The sequence below is a fragment of the Aeromonas sp. 159 genome (assembly GCF_963862045.1).
In the GTDB taxonomy this organism is placed as follows: Bacteria; Pseudomonadota; Gammaproteobacteria; order Enterobacterales; family Aeromonadaceae; genus Aeromonas; species Aeromonas veronii.
Genome location: NZ_CAWLMI010000051.1, coordinates 1 through 14,368 on the forward strand (window position 1 = coordinate 1; position 14,368 = coordinate 14,368).

The following is a 14,368-nucleotide window of genomic DNA, read 5'->3' on the forward strand; positions in this document are numbered from 1 at the left end:
TCTGGTGCACAACGCCATGGGGCAGGATCTCACCCGCCTCAATAGCGGCGGCAGCGGCCCGTTTGCCCGGGTCACCGTCGATGTGCCCCACTTCGCCAAACTGGTAGAGACGGATCCGCGCCCCGCGCCGCTTCAGCGCGGCGAGCGGCTATTCAACCTTGGTAACACAGCGTCCAACTCACGCTTCCCCATGGCGGGGGACAACTGGATGAGCTGCAACTCCTGCCATCTGGACGGATTCAATTTCACCAACCGCTATCTGATGGCGGCACATCGCCAAAAGAGCGGCGACAACGCCATCAACGGACACGCCAACCTCACCAACATGGTGGCGGGGGATTTTGTCGGCGAATACCTGCGCATGACCCAGCAGACCCAGGGCGGCATGGGGCATGACACCCGCGATGGCGCCGAGGCAGTTGACCCCGCGAGGCCCCAACCGGAAGTGAAAGCGATGATGGAGGACTTACACGCCTTCGTCACCGCCGATGGCAACCTCCCCTATCTCGCCAACTGGCTGCGACTCGATGCCCCGCGCACGGATCCCGCCAAGGCGCCGACCACTCACCCGCAGGCGTGGCTCAACTCCGCTTCCTGCCAGAACTGCCACCAACAGGCGTTCAAGGATTGGAGCGAGAGCAACCACCGACTGATGGGCAACTCCCACCCCTACTACAAGGTGGTGCAGGCGCTGGCCCGCGAAACCGAAGGGGAAGCATTCGGTCAGTGGTGCCAGGGCTGCCATATGCCCCAGCAGGTGATGACAGGCCAGCTGGATCTGCCCAAGGGCTCCCACATGTTCGAGCAGGGTGGCGCCTCGCTGATTGCCGCCCACAAAGCGGGTGAACCTGTGGTGGAGGAAGGGACCGGCTGCGTGCTCTGCCATCGCATCACAAAAGTGGAAGATGCGGGCGGCAACAGCGCCTTTACCGTGAATTTGAAAGACCGCGAGAGCTATGTGTTCGAGGATGCCCCGGGCGGCAGCCTCCAGCACTGGATGGCTGAGCGGCAGATCAACGCCCGTCCGGCGGCCCACAAAGCCTCCTATCAAAAGGATTTCTACCGCGACGCGGCCCTGTGCAAGTCGTGCCACAACGAGTTTGCCCCGGGCACCGGCGCCAATATCGTCAACACCTGGGACGAGTGGGAAAAGTCCAGCTTCGCCAAGGCCGAGGATCCCGCCAAACGGCGCACCTGCATCGACTGCCATATGAACCCGGAGCCGGGCAATGGCGGCGCGCCGGTGGCGGGCCAGTCCACCGAAAACGGCACCATGAAGGCGCGGCTCTATCGCCACAACTTTACCGGCGCCCAGCACCAGCTGGTGGGGCTGCGAAATCCCAACCTTGAGCAGGAGAGTCTGGCGCTCTTGCGCTCCAGCGCTACCCTCTCCGCCCGTATCGAACAGGCTGCAGATAAGAACCAGCAACTGGTGGTGCGGGTCGCCAATACCGGCGCAGGCCATGCCCTGCCCACCGGGGTGGCCGATTTCCGTGAACTCTGGCTGGAGCTGACCATCACCGACGCCAGTGGCAAGGTGGTGCTTGCCAGCGGCCAGCCGGTGGATGGCGCAGTCCCAGAAGATGCGCGACTGTTCAGAAAAGTATTCGGCGATGCCGAGGGCAAGCCGGTGGGGCTCAAGTTCTGGCGTTACGCCAAGCTCTTGGAAGATACCCGCATTCCGGCCGATGGCTGGCGCGATGAAGCCTGGCCACTACCCGCAGATGCCCAAGGGCCCTTCAAGGCCGATATCAAACTCAATTTCCGCACCTACCCCAAGTGGGTCAATGATGCGGTGCGCGCCGCCGAGCCAAGCTTGCCGGAGCCACCCATAGTGCAGCTAAATCGGTTGCAACTTACCCTGCAGCCTCTCCCCGTCACGCCCGCTACGGAGCCTCAATCCTGATGTTTGCAAGTTTTCTGATTACCCTGCGCGAGGGGCTGGAAGCCTTCCTGCTGGTCGGCATCTGTCTCTCCTACCTCGCCAAGCTGGGGGCGAGTCGCTACAACAAGTTCATCTATCTGGGGGTGGGGCTCGGCCTTATCGCCTCCCTGATCGTCGCCTTCCTGTTCCAGGTGGTGGTGAGCCAGTTCGAGAGCGAGCGCTACAACCACCTGTTGATGGCGGGGATCCTCATCTTCGCCACCTTGGTGCTCACCTATATGGCGATCTGGATGCAAAAACAGGCCAAATCCCAGGTGGGAGCCATGACAGCGCGCATCGATGCGGCCATCGATGGCGGCAACCTGTTTGGCCTGGTGCTCCTCGCCTTTCTGGCGGTGATGCGCGAAGGGTTTGAAACCGTGCTCTTCTTCTCCGCCCTGCTCTATTCGGGCCAAGGGGTCGATCTGCAATCCGGCCTGATGGGCGCGCTGGCGGGTCTGCTGGTCTCCATCGCGCTGGTATGGGGGCTGCTGCGCTCCACCCGCAAGGTGGCGCTGACTCCCTTCTTCCGCTGGACGGGCCTGCTTATCATCATCATCGCCGCAGGCTTGCTCTCGTCCGCCGTCAACATGTTGCAGGCGGCAGACATCATCACCTTCTGGACCACGCCGGTGTTCGACATCAGCCACATTCTCGACGATCAGGGGGTATTTGGTACCTTCCTGCGCGCCCTGTTTGGCTACAATGCCTCACCCGCTGGCTTACAGCTGCTGACCTGGGCCCTCTATCTGGCGATTTTCGTTACCCTCTGGCAGCGCAGCTATCGTCCACAGGTGAGTGCCGCGACTGGCAAGGGCTGAGCCCGCACGCCCTGTGGTAGCAAGGCCACGGGGTAACAACACCATTCGGGAGCCGCGCCCTGGCGCGGTTCCCTTATCTATCAAGCAGTTTCGGAATAGGTCATGAGCGATAACAACAAGAAGCACATTGCGGTACTGGGTGCCGGCCCCGCCGGTTTGATGGCCGCCTGGCGCCTGCGCCGCGCCGGTTTTGCAGTCACCCTGTTCGAGCAGGAGCCGGTGGTCGGCGGCATGTGCGCCACCCAGACCTTCAAGGGGCGCGATGGAGAGTATCGCTTTGACTACGGCGGCCACCGCTTTATCACCAAGAACCCCGAGCTGCTCGCCTTTATCGACGAGCTGATGGGGGACGATCTGCTCCACGCCGAGCGCAAGAGCGTCATCCGCTTTGGCGGACGCACCTATGACTACCCCCTGAACCTGCCCAACCTGCTCAAGACGGCGCCGCTGGCCCTGATGGCCGGTGCGGTAAAAGACTTGCTGCTGTTGCCCTTTAGCAAGAAGCCGGATGATTTTGCCAAGGCGAGCTTTGCCGAGTGGATCCAGAGCCACTTCGGCCGCACCCTCTACCGCCAATTCTTCGAGGGCTACACCGGCAAGCTCTGGGGCATCAACCCGGACAAGCTCTCCGCCGACTGGGCCGGCCAACGCATCAGCCTGATCGATCTCAAAGACGTGGCACGCCGCCTGCTGCCAAGACGCAGCGGGAGTATCTCGGTGCGCACCTATGCCCGCAAATACCGCTACCCCAAATATGGCTTCGGCCAGATCTTCACCACGCTGGGGGAGCGGCTGGTGGCAGAGGGCGTTGAGCTGAAGACCGGCGCCACCATCACCCGCCTTGAGCAGGCCGATGGCCGCATCGAGCGGGTGTATTGGAAACAAGATGACATTGAGCAGAGCGAGCGCTTTGATCAGGTGATCTCCACCCTGCCGCTGCCGCTCACCTGCCAGCATCTGGGCTTGCCGTGCGATCTGCACTACCGGTCGCTTCGCTTCGTCAATATGCCGCTTAAAACAGAGAACCTGTCGGACAACACCTGGCAGTACCTCTCCGACCCCCATATTCTGGCGACCCGTCTGCAGGAGCCGCGCCGCCGCAGCCCCTTTATGGCGCCCCAAGGCCAGACCTCGGTAATGCTGGAGATCCCCTGCAACCCGGGGGATGCCACCTGGCTGGCACAGCTCTCTGATCTGCGCGGCCGGGTTACCGCCGATCTCGCGAGCCTCGGCGTCGATACCGCCAAGCTTGGCGATGAAACTTTTGAAGCGCGTAGCGAATACGCCTATCCGCTGATGGATTTGGGCTATCAGGCCCGTCGTAACGAAGCGATCAAGGCGCTGATGCCCATCACCAACCTCATCATGACCGGCCGTCAGGGGACATTCCGCTACATCTTCACCGACACCGCCATGGAGATGGGGATGATGGCCGCTGACATGGTGATCGACGGGGTGGACAGACGCCATGCCATCTTTAACCATCGCAACGAAAATACCGTGATCGAAACCCAGAGCGTGGCCTGAGTGCCGCGCCATTGGCATAACCTATTGGCATAAGTAAGGAGAACAGGATGACCATCCGCCCGGGTTTACTCGCCCTCACCCTGCTGCTGACCCTGAGCGGCCAGGCGCAAGCTTACTCCTACGCCGCCGCCGGCAAGGAGCCACTGATCGACGCACGTGAATCGCTGCTTGGCGCCGCCACTGACGGCAAGGATGCCAGCGCCACCTTGAGCGAGATTGCAGACGAGCTGACCTATCTGGAACAGCACCACAAGGTGGAGCTGCAAGGGCCGCTGGCCGCCGCCATCAAGGCCAAAGACGCTGCCGCCACCGCCGCCCTGCTCAATCGCGCCTACAAGGCGGAGATCGAGCGCCGCCTCGAAGGGGCCAGCCAGAACCTCGGCGACTACCAGACCGCCAAGGTGCTGGTGGTCAAGAGCAAGCGCTTCCTCGACTTGATCCTCCCCTCCCTCAGCGAAGGGGATCGCAAGGCAGCCGAACAGGCGCTGGCCAAGGTGCTGGATGCCATCGGCAACCCGGGGGTATTCGGGGTGGGCGCCAAGCCCGCCGACGCCGCCGCCTTTGCCGCAGCGGAAAAAGCGCTGATGGCCGTGCTGGCGCCGCTTTGATGGCCTCTCATCGATGACGACGGCCCCCCTCATCCCCAACCCTTCTCCCGCAAGGGGAGAAGGGGGGCGTCACCACGGCCGATTACGCTTCGCTAATCGACCCTACTTGCTGATCCTGCTGCAACTGGCCTGGTTTTGCTGGCTGCTGGCCTTCCCGGTGGCGCTCGATTCCGACGATGCCCTCAATTTCGCCCACGGGGTGACGCGCTTTAGCGTGCTGGAGTTCTCCCCCCACTTTCCCGGCTACCCCGCCTTTATCTGGCTGGCGCGGTTGATCAATCTGCTGGTGAGCGATCCAGCCCGCGCGGTGCAGTGGGCAAGCCTCTTGGGTAGCAGTTTGCTGGCACCGCTCGCCGCCTTGTTGGCGGTGAAGCTGTGGCAACGGCCAAACCTTTTGGCCCCCGTCTGGCTACTGGTGCTGGCACTGCCGCTCACCCCGACGCTGGCGCTCTCCGGCCTTTCGGACGGGCCAGCGCTCGCCGCCTGGCTCGGGGCGCTCTTGGCCTTGCAGCAGCGCAGAATTGCGCTGGCGGGTCTGTTACTGGGCCTTATGCTGGCGCTGCGCCCCTCCTATTTTGTGCTGGCGCTGCTGCCCCTGTGGCTCGGGCTGGCGCAGCAGGGCACCCGCGTCAGGTTGGTGCTCCCCATCGCACTGGTGGGGCTCACCAGCCTGCTGTTTGTCTGGCAAGCCGATGGCTGGGCCTACTTCAGCGAGGGGCGCCGCTTTACCGACGGCCACTTTACCCTGTGGGGCAACACGGCAGCGGCCCACGGCGATCGGCTGCTGAGCTGGGCGCGCACCTTCAACGATCAGCTCACCCCGCTCTGGCACTTCGCTGTTGGGGCGCTGCTGGTACTGCCGCTTTGGCAAAGATCAAAAAACCACCCTGCCGCCCTCTCCCCACTCTGGACGCTCTACTGGCTCGCCCTGCTGCTCTGGACCCTGTTTGGCCAGAACCCGGACAATCCCCGCCATCTGGCCCCTATCACCCTGCTCGGCCTCGTGCTGCTGGCGGGCTGGCTGCCACGCCGTGGCGAGAAGCTGGCTGCAGTGGCCGGATTGCTGCTGCTCGGCGCGACCTTTAGCCTGCCCCGTCCGCCCGCCATGGTGCAGGCAGCAAGGCTGGCAGAAACAGCGTGTCCGGCATTGGTGACCCAGTGGGGCGTGCGGCTGCTGCGGGAAACCACAGCCTTGGCCGTCACCGATGGCTGGTACAAGGGGGATGCGGCGCTGGCGCTCTCTCAGGGAGCCTGCCGCCTCAGTCGCCGCCCCATCGCCGCGAGCGAAATGCCCACTGCGGTGCGCCAGCACTGGTTTGCCCCACGCTTTGCCGCCGAGCCCGGACTCTGGCTCGCCATACCGGATCCATAGCCGCGACAAAACTGATAGACTGCTTTTTCGCGCTTTTCAACCCGACGTTTCGCATCAACTGGACACCCTATGCCCCAATCGCCAACAGCTCAGGCTGCCGCCCTCTCCCCCCGTTTCCTGTTTATCCTGCTCGGCGCTCTGGCGGGTCTGACCCCGCTGGCGGTGGATATGTATCTGCCCGCCATTCCGGCCATCGCCCGGGATCTGGCCACCAGCATCGACGGCGCCCAGCTCACCATCAGCGCCTTTCTGGGCGGCTTTGCCATCGGCCAGCTCTTCTACGGCCCGCTGGCCGACAGCTATGGCCGCAAGCCGGTGATCCTGGCGGGGCTGGTGATGTTTGCCATCGCCTCGGTGGGCTGCGCCATGGCAGACTCCCTGCCCGAATTGCTGGCCTATAGGATGCTGCAAGCGGCGGGCGGTGCGGCCGGCTCTGTGGTGGTCAATGCCCTGCTGCGCGATCTGTTCGAGAAGGATGCGTTTTCTCGCGCCATGTCGTTCGTCATTCTGGTGATGACCCTGGCGCCGCTGGTGGCCCCTGTGGTGGGTGGCTATATCAGTGCCCACGCCGACTGGCGGGTGATCTTCTGGCTGCTGGTGGGGATCAGCCTGCTGATCTGTCTGGTGATGCAGTGGAAAATTCAGGAGACCCTGAAACCTGAACACCGTCAGCCCCTTAATCTGGGCCAGATCCTCAAGAACTACTGGGGGGTGCTCTCCCATCGCGGCGCCATGGGCTATGTGCTGTGCGGCTCCCTCTCCAGCTCCGGCATGTTCGCTTTCTTAAGCGGCTCCCCTTACGTCTATATCGAGTACTTCAAGGTGCCGACCGAGCACTACGGCTGGCTGTTTGGCCTCAATATCCTGCTGATGATGCTGGTCACCTTCGTCAACAGCCGACTGGTGAAAGGGGTGGGCGCCGAGCGGATGCTGCAATACGGCCTGCTGGTGCTGCCCTGCGCGGGCGCCCTGCTGGTCTACAACGCCTGGAGCCAGACCGGCGGCCTGTGGGGCATCGTCATTCCGGTGGTACTGTTTGTCGGCCATATCAGTCTGGTGGGCGCCAATGCCATGACCGGCCTGATGGGCCACTTCCCGCAATCTGCAGGCACCGCCTCGGCACTGGCGGGCACCCTGCGCTTTGGCATCGGCGCCCTGGTCGGCATTCTGGTCAACCTCAATCCGCCCCACTCGCCGCTGCCCATGGCCATCGCCATCGCCTGCTGCGGCGTGGGTTCCACCTTGAGTTACTGGCTGCTGACCGGCAAGCGAGGCGATTGACCCCCCTCCCTCCTATCAGGAAAACGAAAGAGGCTTCCGTCAACGGAAGCCTCTTTTCGTACGGGCGCCCAGACGTTCAGAACTGGGCACTGTTGAGCCAGAGGTGCGCCCCTATGCTCACCAGATAACCGAGCAAGATAGCCGGCAGCCACTTCAAGTGGCCAAAGAAGGTATACATGCCGTGGGCCTGTCCCATCAGGGCTACCCCGGCCGCAGAGCCGATGGAGAGCAGGCTGCCGCCCACTCCGGCAGTCAGGGTCACCAGCAGCCACTGCCCCAACGCCATATCCGGGTTCATCGACAGCACGGCAAACATCACGGGAATGTTGTCAATGACGGAGGACAAGACCCCGATGAAAATGTTGGCCATGGTGGGATCCTCAGCGTCATACAACCAGTGTGATACCAGCTCCAGATACCCCATAAAGCCCAGCCCACCGACACACATCACCACCCCGTAGAAGAAGAGCAGGGTATCCCACTCCGCCTTGGCCACCTTGTTGAACACGTCAAATGGCACCACAGAACCCAGACTGCGCAACCGCACCTCATCGCCATTGCGTTCATAGAGCGCACGCTTGCGGGCAAGGGATCGTGGCAGCGACTTGCGCAAATAGAAGCCGAAAAACTGCAGATAGCCGAGCCCCAGCATCATGCCCAGTACAGGCGGCAGATGGAGGAAACTGTGGCATAGCACCGCCGTGATGATGGTCAGCAAGAACAGCGCGACGATGCGGCGGGCCCCCCGCTTGAGATCGACCACCTCGTTATCAGCCTCCGGCACATGGCGCGGCACCATCAGGCTCATCAGGATGGCCGGCACCAGAAAATTGAGCAGAGAGGGGATCAGCAGGGTGAAGAACTGGCCAAATTGCACCTTGTCCGCCTGCCACACCATCAGAGTGGTGATATCGCCAAAGGGACTGAACGCCCCTCCGGCGTTGGCGGCGATCACTATGTTGATGCAGGCAAGATTGACAAAACGCCGATCACCGTTGGCCACTTTCAACACCACGGCGCACATCAAGAGCGCAGTGGTCAGGTTGTCAGCCACCGGCGAGATACAAAAAGCAAGCCCGCCGGTCAACCAGAACAGGGTGCGCAAGTGAAAGCCGGATCGCACCAGCCAGGCGCGCAGGGCATCGAACAGCTGCCGGTCCTCCATGGCGTTGATATAGGTCATCGCCACCAGCAGGAACAGCATCAGCTCGGCATATTCCAGCAGGGTATGCCGGAAGGCCTGCTCGGCCACCGGACTCATCCCCTGCTGTGCATAGGCGATACCGATCAGGATCCAGATCACCCCGGCGGCCACCAGCACGGGTTTGGACTTGCGCAGTTGCAGATACTCTTCGGCCATCACCAGGGCGTAGGCCAGCACAAACAATCCGACACAAAAAAGTCCGATGGCGGAGGATGTCAACAAAACAGGGCCACTACTGGCATGGGCGGGAGGGATAAACAGGGACAGCAGCAAAATAACAGGGGTGAGCGCAGACATGGTCTCTTCCTTTTAGAACCATCTGGCAATCATGCTAGCACCTGGATGAAAAGAAAAATTCATCCAGGTCAATTAACGCTTAATTGGTTTGCTGTCGAAACGCGGGATTATTTCTTGCCGAAACCCGACTGTTTGAGGGTATAGCCTGCGCTGTTTTGCCAGGCATCCAGACCGCTGCGGTTATTGCCCGCCACCAGACTGGCGGCCAGACTCGGGCTGTTGAACAGCTGATCGGCGGTAAAGACAAAGCCGCCCTGACTGCGGGGCACTATGACCCCCTTCTCCAGCAGTTCGTGACGCAGCTCGATCACCGCTTCACGCAAAGAGGCGGCATCCTCGCCATTGGCGGTGGAACCGGCCAGCACCATAAAGCCCGGATTTTGCCGCTTGCCCACCGGATAACCGTGGGCCTCGGCCCCCTTGCCGTTGAAGTGGTAGAGCTCGCGCTCCCCCGGCCGGTTGTCGGAGAGTGCCTTTTGCAGGGTCATCAGCTCGTTGTAGATCTCGATGGGGACGACGGCAGCCTGCTTGTTGCCCTTGCTATCGATGATAAAACTGACTTGCTTGTGTAACATCCTTGCTCATCCTGTGACCCATGGAAGCCCCTATTCTAACCACCTCGGGCAAGCGGGATCCAGCTAGGATCCACTGCTCTTTTGCCGCCTTGATCACTAACTTGCACTCTTGATCAACCGTAAGGGGTGTTGATCAATGCTGGCCGTGCTAGCGTACCAAGCATGATGAAAGCCATTGACCATCAAACGGTTATCCCATGCTGACCCTGCGCAACCTCTGCAAAAGCTTCGATAACGGCAGTGAACGACTGCCGCTGTTCCACCATCTCGATCTCGCCCTCCCCGCTGGCGAGATCACCCTGCTGCTGGGCCAAAGCGGCTGCGGCAAGTCGACCCTGCTCAATCTGATCGCCGGGCTGATTGCACCGGACGAGGGGGAGATCTGGCTGGGGAAGACCCGGATCGACACCCGATCTCCCGACGAGCGGGCGCGCCTGCGGGGCCGCCATTTCGGTATCGTCTATCAGGATTTCAACCTGCTGCCGACCCTGAACGTGGCCGAGAATCTGGCCCTGCCGCTCGCTATCAACGGTATGCCGCCGGATGAGACAAAGATTGACCAGTTGCTGCACCGGCTCGATATGAGCCACAAGCGCCATGCCTGGCCGGAGCAGCTCTCCGGCGGTCAGCGACAGCGGGTGGCGCTGGCCCGCGCCCTGATCCATCAGCCCCAGTGGCTGCTCGCCGACGAACCCACCGGCAGCCTCGATGAACACAATGCTGAACAGGTGATGGCGTTAATGATCGCGGCGGTACGCGACACAGGCGCAGGTTTGCTGCTGGTGAGCCACAACCCGGCCTACGCCGCGCTGGCCGACAGGGTGCTGCGCCTCGAAGGGGGGCAACTTATCGAGCTCAAGGAGCCCCGTCATGACTAAACAGCGACTGCGCCTGCCGGAGTCACGCTGATGCTGCCACTCAAAGCGCTGCTGCGCCTCTATCGCAGCCACCCCTGGTTGCTGTTGATGAGTCTGGCCGGGCTGGTATTGGGGGTATCGCTGGTGGTGGCCATCGAGCTGCTCAATCACAGTGCCCGCACCAATTTTGTCGCCGCCCGCAGCCAGCTGGCAGGGGAAGCCAACTACCGGTTGGCACCCGCTGGCGGGCTGGATGAGCAGCTTTACGTGCAACTGGTGACCAGCCAACCCGCCCTCGATGCCATGCCCCAGCTCCATGGCTGGCTCAAGGATGAAGAGGGGCGCAGCTTTCAACTGCTGGGAATGGATCTCTTCAACCCCGGCCCGCTGCGCCAGCTGTTTGGCGCCACTCGGGAGAGCGAGCCCGCGTTCTCCTTAAACCGTGCCGACAGCATCTGGCTGGCGGCCCCCGAAGCGGAGCGCCTTGGCTGGCAAGCGGGCCAGAGCCGACGCTTTGTGCTGGGCGGCAGCGATGGCGCCAGCGCCCGAACCCTGACCCTGACCCTGGCGGGCACGTTTGAACCGGGCGCCGTGCCCATGGAGCGACTGCTGATAACCGACATCGGCCTCGCCCAACCGCTGCTGGATAAAGCGGGTCGGCTAGATCGCATCGTCTTCAAGCTAAGCGAATCAGAAGCTCGTACCCTGCAGGCCACCCTGCAAACCGATTACCCGAACCAGCCCTTGTGGCTTGAGCCCATCAGCCCGGCGCTCGATGCCAGCCAACTTGGTGATGCACTCGCCCTCAACCTGACGGCGCTGTCATTGCTCGCCATGGCGGTGGGACTGTTTCTGGTGTTTAACGCCCAGCGATTTGTGCAGAGCGTGCGCCGCCCCCAGCTGGCCCAGTTGATCATTCTGGGGATGGGGCCGAGTCGGGTACTCCGCTGGCTGGTGCTAGAGCTCGTTATTCTCGCCACCCTCGGCACCCTGCTCGGGGTGCTGCTCGGTAGCCTGCTGGCCCTCGCCCTGATGGGGCAGCTCACCCAGGCGCTGGCCGATCTCTATGGGCCCAACCCCATCGATCTTTTGCGCCTCTCCCCCATGAGCCTGCTCAAGGCACTGTTGATCGGGCTGCTCGGCACACTGGCCGCCAACCTGCCCGGCTGGTGGCAACTGCTGCGCCAATCCCCCCTCGAACTGCGTGCCGGAAGCAGCCGCCCCCCCGCTCACCCGTGGCGACGGCGCGTGCTGGCCATCGCCATCTTGCTGCTGTGCGCCCTCTGCCTGTGGCTGCCGCAAACCGGTCTGAGTGGCGCCCTCTTTATCGCCGGCGGCTGGCTGCTGGCCATGGCGCTCTGGCTACCCGATGCCCTGCGCGGCCTGCTTGGCTGGCTGCGACGACGCGCGGGCGGCCCCCTCACGGCCCGACTCGGGGTGGCCGAGACCCTCTATCACCTCGACCGTACCGCCATCGCGGTGATGGCGTTGCAGCTGGCCATCGCGGCGGCCATCGGCATCGGGGTCATGGTGTCGAGTTTTCGCTCAAGCGTGGAGATCTGGCTCGGCCAGCGTCTGGCCGCCGATCTCTATGTCACCGCCCCCAAGGGGGTGGCGGGCAACAAGGGCACCTTGAGCGAAGCGACCCTTAAGACCCTGCTCGCCAATCCGCTGGTGAGCGCCGCCTCGCGCCGCTCGGTGCACCCAGCCCGCTGGCAGGGGCAGCCCATCGAGTGGGCGCAGATGGACTTTATTCCCCAGCTTAAAGCGGCCTATCCGCTGCTGGCCGGACGCTGGCCGACCCGCCCCGACGAGGTGCTGGCGAGCGAACCGCTGACGGTGCGCCTCGGGGTCAAGGTGGGCCAGCAGTTGGCGATCAACGGCGAGCAGGGGCCAAGGCAGTTCACCGTCACCGGCGTCTATCAGGACTACGGCAGCGACAAGGGGCAGATCCTGCACGCCTTCGAGGCCGGGGCGGTGCAATCCCTCGCCCTCTTTAGCGACGATCCTGAACAACTGGCCGACCGCCTGCGCGAGCGCTTTGGCGAGCAGCTAAACCTGCTCTCCGCCCCCGCCATCCACAGCGCGGCCCTCAAGGTGTTTGACCAGACCTTTGTGGTGACCGAGCTATTGAAACTGCTGATCTTGGGCATCGCCTTTGTCGGCATCGGCTCGGCCTTTATGGTGCTGGGGCTGGCGCGCCGTGGCGAGTTGCAGACCTTGCAGAGTCTGGGCTTGAGCCCCCGCCACTGCCGCCAGCTGCTGGTGTGGCAAGGGGCTGGATTGGGGCTGCTCACCGCCCTGCTGGCCCTGCCGGTGGGGTATGGCCTCGCCTGGGTGCTGATCGAGGTGGTCAATCCCCGCGCCTTTGGCTGGCGCCTCGCCTTCGAGGCCGCCCCCCTTCATGCGGTCACCGCCCTGTTGCTGGCACCGGTCTGTGGCGCATTTGCCTCCTGCTATGCGGCAAGGAGAGTGGTATGAAATATCGGTTAGCGCACTGGCTCAGCCATGGCTTGAAGCTCCCATTAACCACGTCCCTCTCTCCGCCCCTTCTTCAGCGCAAAGAAGAGCAGAGTGCGGCATTGAACCATCCCCTCTCCCTTCGGGAGAGGGCCAGGGTGAGGGGGATCTTGTCCTCCTTACGGCCCCTGTGGCTCGCCACCCTCTTGATCCCGCTGATTGCCATGATTGGCAGCTCGCAGGCCAGCGATCTGGGCGCCCTGCTCGGCGGTGGCAGCGACAGCTTTAAAAAGGTGCTGCCGGGGCAAACCATCCAGCTGCCGGAGGATCACGCCGCCCACCCCGATTACCGCTCCGAGTGGTGGTATCTCACCGGCAACCTCAAGGATGAACAGGGGCGCGAATATGGCATGCAGTGGACCCTGTTTCGGCAAGGTATCGAGCAAGAACTCCGCACCGGCAACCCCTGGCTCACCCCCCAACTCTGGCTGGCCCAGTTTGCCATCACGGATCTCGACCGTGGCAGCCACCAGCAAGATGAACGGGCCAGTCGGCAGGGGCCGGGGCTGGCGGGGGCCAACGGCGGCCAATATTGGCTCAGGGAGTGGCGGCTTGCCTCGCAAGGGGCGGCGCTGTTCCCCGCCACCCTCAAGGTGCAGAGCAAGATTGGCGAGCTGAACCTCACCATCACTGCCGCCAAGCCGCTGGTGCTGCAAGGCAAGGCCGGTTACAGCGAGAAGAGCCCGGGCAACGCCTCCTTTTACTACTCCTACCCGCGCCTCACTCTTCGCGGCACCCTGACTCGCGATGGCGAGACCCGCACCGTGACTGGACAAGGCTGGTTTGATCACGAGTGGAGCAGCTCGGTATTGGCCGAATGGCAATCGGGCTGGGACTGGTTTTCCCTGCAACTGGCCGATGGCCGCGAGCTGATGCTGTTTCGCCTGCGCACCAAATCGGGACGCGCTAATCCCGAAAACCAGCCCGAAAACCGCTACGGCATCTTGATTGAGCGGGACGGCAGCAGCCGGGTGCTCGCCCCCGACGCGATTCGCCTTACGCCGGGCAACACCTGGCGCGGCCCCAAGGGGCAGAATTACCCCGTCGAGTGGCAGCTAAACGCCGCCGGAATGAGCCTCACCATCAAAGCCCGTCAGCCCAATCAGGCCATGACGGGGCGCTTTGACTACTGGGAAGGGGCAGTCTCTGTCTCGGGGGATGCCAAGGGGGTCGGCTATCTGGAGATGACCGGCTACTGAACACCCTCGACAAACGTGGCCGGTCTACTCGATGACCTAAAAACAAATCGCCCTTATAACAGGGCATAACCCTGATATTGCCCAGCCATTTCTGTCACTTGGCGCCAGTAGCCAAGGATGCCTTATCTGTTTATTTATTGAACACCCCTTACCCACTCAACCCGCAGCCAACTTGGCTCAAGT

Annotated in this window: 10 protein-coding genes and 1 pseudogene; 9 read left to right on the forward strand and 2 right to left on the reverse strand. The window is 62.8% G+C overall.

Annotated features, from left to right (window positions below; all coding sequences use genetic code 11):
* From AACR14_RS10575 to AACR14_RS10600, 6 genes and pseudogenes are all read left to right on the forward strand, one after another.
* A pseudogene (locus AACR14_RS10575) lies at window positions 1–1,906 on the forward strand (multiheme c-type cytochrome); the annotation flags it as partial.
* On the forward strand, window positions 1,906–2,745 hold the full coding sequence (locus AACR14_RS10580; RefSeq protein WP_019446146.1) for an FTR1 family iron permease: 840 nt from the start codon (window positions 1,906–1,908) through the stop codon (window positions 2,743–2,745). The pseudogene AACR14_RS10575 and the gene AACR14_RS10580, both read left to right, overlap by 1 nt.
* A 102-nt stretch (window positions 2,746–2,847) precedes the next feature.
* Entirely contained in the window at window positions 2,848–4,272 is a 1,425-nt protein-coding gene (locus AACR14_RS10585) for an NAD(P)/FAD-dependent oxidoreductase (RefSeq protein WP_019446147.1), read from the forward strand.
* Between the two features lie 47 nt (window positions 4,273–4,319).
* Window positions 4,320–4,880, forward strand: coding sequence for a hypothetical protein (locus AACR14_RS10590; protein WP_019446148.1), 561 nt, complete (start codon window positions 4,320–4,322; stop codon window positions 4,878–4,880).
* A 106-nt stretch (window positions 4,881–4,986) separates the two neighbouring features.
* Window positions 4,987–6,252 carry a hypothetical protein gene (locus tag AACR14_RS10595; RefSeq protein WP_026035035.1) on the forward strand — a complete coding sequence of 422 codons (1,266 nt, stop codon included), beginning with the start codon at window positions 4,987–4,989 and terminating at the stop codon, window positions 6,250–6,252.
* 69 nt (window positions 6,253–6,321) lie between these two features.
* Window positions 6,322–7,533 carry a Bcr/CflA family multidrug efflux MFS transporter gene (locus tag AACR14_RS10600; protein ID WP_019446150.1) on the forward strand — a complete coding sequence of 404 codons (1,212 nt, stop codon included), beginning with the start codon at window positions 6,322–6,324 and terminating at the stop codon, window positions 7,531–7,533.
* Window positions 7,534–7,609: 76 nt separating this feature from the next.
* Here AACR14_RS10600 and nhaD read toward each other — a convergent pair whose 3' ends face one another.
* The gene (nhaD, locus tag AACR14_RS10605; RefSeq protein WP_019446151.1) at window positions 7,610–9,034 is read right to left on the reverse strand and encodes a sodium:proton antiporter NhaD; all 1,425 of its coding nucleotides are present in this window, start codon (window positions 9,032–9,034) and stop codon (window positions 7,610–7,612) included.
* Window positions 9,035–9,141: 107 nt separating this feature from the next.
* Window positions 9,142–9,609 carry a DUF4357 domain-containing protein gene (locus AACR14_RS10610; RefSeq protein WP_005333716.1) on the reverse strand — a complete coding sequence of 156 codons (468 nt, stop codon included), beginning with the start codon at window positions 9,607–9,609 and terminating at the stop codon, window positions 9,142–9,144.
* 197 nt (window positions 9,610–9,806) lie between these two features.
* Between AACR14_RS10610 and AACR14_RS10615 the strand changes: the two genes are divergently transcribed.
* The 3 genes from AACR14_RS10615 to AACR14_RS10625 all read left to right on the forward strand — a co-directional run bounded on the left by AACR14_RS10615 (window position 9,807) and on the right by AACR14_RS10625 (window position 14,185).
* Window positions 9,807–10,487: an ABC transporter ATP-binding protein gene (locus tag AACR14_RS10615; protein WP_019446152.1), complete on the forward strand. Its 681-nt coding sequence runs from the start codon at window positions 9,807–9,809 to the stop codon at window positions 10,485–10,487.
* A 30-nt stretch (window positions 10,488–10,517) separates the two neighbouring features.
* On the forward strand, window positions 10,518–12,947 hold the full coding sequence (locus AACR14_RS10620; protein ID WP_019446153.1) for an ABC transporter permease: 2,430 nt from the start codon (window positions 10,518–10,520) through the stop codon (window positions 12,945–12,947).
* 185 nt (window positions 12,948–13,132) lie between these two features.
* The gene (locus AACR14_RS10625; protein ID WP_026035036.1) at window positions 13,133–14,185 is read left to right on the forward strand and encodes a lipocalin-like domain-containing protein; all 1,053 of its coding nucleotides are present in this window, start codon (window positions 13,133–13,135) and stop codon (window positions 14,183–14,185) included.
* Window positions 14,186–14,368: the final 183 nt, after the last annotated feature.

Bases quoted from the DNA above. Each gene is read 5' to 3' on its own strand.
- nhaD (WP_019446151.1), bottom strand. From the start codon at position 9,034: ATGTCTGCGCTCACCCCTGTTATTTTGCTGCTGTCCCTGTTTATCCCT.
- AACR14_RS10590 (WP_019446148.1), top strand. From the start codon at position 4,320: ATGACCATCCGCCCGGGTTTACTCGCCCTCACCCTGCTGCTGACCCTG.
- AACR14_RS10610 (WP_005333716.1), bottom strand. From the start codon at position 9,609: ATGTTACACAAGCAAGTCAGTTTTATCATCGATAGCAAGGGCAACAAG.
- AACR14_RS10620 (WP_019446153.1), top strand. From the start codon at position 10,518: ATGCTGCCACTCAAAGCGCTGCTGCGCCTCTATCGCAGCCACCCCTGG.
- AACR14_RS10600 (WP_019446150.1), top strand. From the start codon at position 6,322: ATGCCCCAATCGCCAACAGCTCAGGCTGCCGCCCTCTCCCCCCGTTTC.
- AACR14_RS10580 (WP_019446146.1), top strand. From the start codon at position 1,906: ATGTTTGCAAGTTTTCTGATTACCCTGCGCGAGGGGCTGGAAGCCTTC.
- AACR14_RS10585 (WP_019446147.1), top strand. From the start codon at position 2,848: ATGAGCGATAACAACAAGAAGCACATTGCGGTACTGGGTGCCGGCCCC.
- AACR14_RS10615 (WP_019446152.1), top strand. From the start codon at position 9,807: ATGCTGACCCTGCGCAACCTCTGCAAAAGCTTCGATAACGGCAGTGAA.